General features: G+C 46.4%; 2 protein-coding genes. Both read right to left on the bottom strand.

Features of this window, described 5'->3' with window-relative positions:
- Window positions 1–2555 (bottom strand): non-ribosomal peptide synthetase (locus AC0LWM_RS32330; RefSeq protein ID WP_474679160.1); only part of this gene is annotated, 2555 nt, incomplete at its 3' end.
- A gap of 54 nt (window positions 2556–2609) precedes the next feature.
- Window positions 2610–2789: hypothetical protein (locus AC0LWM_RS32325; RefSeq protein WP_474679159.1), on the bottom strand; the 180-nt coding region annotated here is incomplete at its 5' end.

Below are 2789 nucleotides of genomic sequence, written 5' to 3'. Positions count from 1 at the left end.
TTCAGTTTGACCTGATCGTCTATTCTTCCTAAATACTGGATATTTCCATCCGACAGCCATTTCCCGAGGTCGCCTGTTTTATACATCCGCAGCCCCGGTACGAAAGGATTCGCCAAAAATTTAGTGTCCGTTAGTTCTTTTTGATTCAAATAACCCTTGGCGACACCGTCGCCGCTAATATAGATTTCTCCCGCACTTCCAATGGGCACGGGTTCCAGTCTGCCGTTCAAAATATAAATCTGCACATTATCCGCAGGTTTGCCAATAAGCACGAAATGATGTTCGACATTTCCGGGCTTATATTCGTAGATCATGCAGCCTACAACGGTCTCCGTAGGCCCATATTCGTTGAAAATCCGGACTTTCCCCCCAAACTTCTTATAAATATTTTGCGCAAGCCTTGTTGAAAATTGTTCTCCACCGACTATAAAAGCCTTCACATTCGAATCAAAACAATTGATTGGCTCCGCATCGATGATTTGAAGATGGGACGGGGTAAGTTTAATCATTTCCACTTTGTTATCGGCAATCACGTCCAATAAAAGACTGGTATTATCCTCATTTGGGTAAATGTGTAGCGTCCCCCCCGAGGCCAGCGGAGCAAACAGCGACGTGATCGTTAAATCGAACGAGATCGAAGTAAAGAGGGCTGTATCCATCTTCTGATTGTCCATGTAGACTTTTTTTGCCCACCAAATATAATTGGTTAATCCTTGCTGCGTAACCATTACCCCTTTGGGGTTGCCGGTCGTTCCGGAAGTATAGATAATATATGCAAGATCGTCCGGCGAGCGGTTTATCGTCAAATTATGACTTTGCCGCCCGATATGTTGATTGCTCCAATTTTCCACAAAAATGGTGGTGACCCCGGTGTCCAAATCCCCGTGTACGGAATAGGAAGATATGACAGCGGCGCAGCCACTATCACGGAGCATGTACTCCCGTCTAGCGATTGGATACTGGGGATCGATCGGCAAATATGCCGCCCCCGCCTTCATGATTCCAAATATGGAAACCAGGAGTTCGATTGAGTTGTTCAGCATTACGGCTACAATCCGGTTATTGCCGATCCCGTTTTCCGCGAGCAGCCCCGCCAGTTTATTGGATTGCTCGTTTAATTCCGCGTAAGTTAACGATTGACCGCCATAAACCACTGCTTTCGATACTGGGGTCCGTTCCACTTGTTTCTCGAACAAGGAAACGATGGTTTCTTCACCCGGATACGCCGCTTCTGTCAGATTAAATCCATAGAGAATGCCGTTTCTCTCTTCCATTCCAAGGAAAGATATATCGCGCAGGGGAACATCGGGTTTATTCGCGACGGTTTCCAAAATGAACTCAAGCTGAGCTGGAATCGCAGCCATAAAGTCCCTTCCGTAAATATCCCGCTCAAATGCGGCCTTCATTCTCAACTTGTCTTTTTTCGCTATTACGGTAACGGTAAGCGGATAGCTCGTTCTTTCTTTTACCTTTACCTCTTCGACCATAAAACCGACATCCGTTCCGCCCACATCGTTCTGCTGGGTCGGATAGTTTTCAAATACAAGGATATGATTGAACAAACCGGCTTTGTTCTCGGACAGAGCAAGAATTTCATTAAGGGGCACGAATCCATTCTTCTCCGATTCGATTGACCGGAAATGAAAATCCCGCAAAAGCCCGGAGAAGCTTTGTCCATCAGTAAACCGGATTCTCACGGGAATCGTGTTGATGAATAAGCCGACCATACGCTCAATGCCGTTGATTTTTGAAGGACGGCCGGATATTACCGTCCCAAACACAGCGTCTTGGCAGTCATTATACTTGCACAACAACAACCCCCATAAAGCTTGAATGACAGCCGGTCCGGTAGTCTGATATTTTTTGGATATAAGTTCCAAGTTCGATACGAACTTCGGGTTGAACTCCCACTCGATCTCTTCTACTTTGCCCTTGGCCATAACGGACGTCTGTTGGACAGGGAGCGAAGTTGGTTCGGAGAAACCCCGAAGGTGCTCCTTCCAATACTGTCGCGGTCGCAACATGTTCTGCTTCTGAAGCCAAGAAACGTAGTGGCTGTACGGAGTCGGCATCTGCAATACCGGTCGGCGGTCGTGCAGGAGCTCGTGATAAATATGCAGAAGCTCGCCAAACAGCACATTTACGCTCCAGCCGTCAAGAATCATGTGATGGAATGTCCACAGCATTTGATAGGCCTTAGGACCTATCTTGAATAATGCCACCCTGATCAGCATATCCTTGGACAGGTTGAATTCCTTCTCCCTGTCCCTCGCCTGATAATCTTTAATGTTTTGTCCTTGCCTGTCAGGCTCGTCATTCGACAGATCTTCAAAGACCATGCTGAAATTTCGGCTACTTACTACAAGCTGAACATTTCTTTTCACATTTTCATATTTGAAAATCGTTCTTAAAACCTCATGTCTTTCGATCAGCCGTTTGAAGCTTTCCTGTAATTTCGACGTTATGATCGAACCCCGGATGGTGAATAGATATTGAACCAGATAGGAACTCCGGTCCGTGTCAGTCAAATAGTGATAGAGGATACCCTCTTGCATCGGAACTAACGGATAAATATTTTGGATGCTAACACCGTTGTCATTACTCAATGGTCACTCCTCCAATAACAAGCTCAGTTCCATCTGAAATTGCTTCAGTTCATCCATTGTCAGCTCGTTGTAGTCGTAATCGCTAGGCGTCGGCTGCGGTACCCTGCCGGTACAATGATCGAGTACGGCGTCCAGATGATGGGCGAACCTATGCAGCAATAGCGTGATCGTCTCTTCGTCGTA

The sequence above is a fragment of the Paenibacillus sp. sgz302148 genome, from assembly GCF_056120465.1.
The sequence above is the reverse complement of the archived record's forward strand: the minus strand, read 5'-3'. Positions and strand labels throughout refer to the sequence as shown.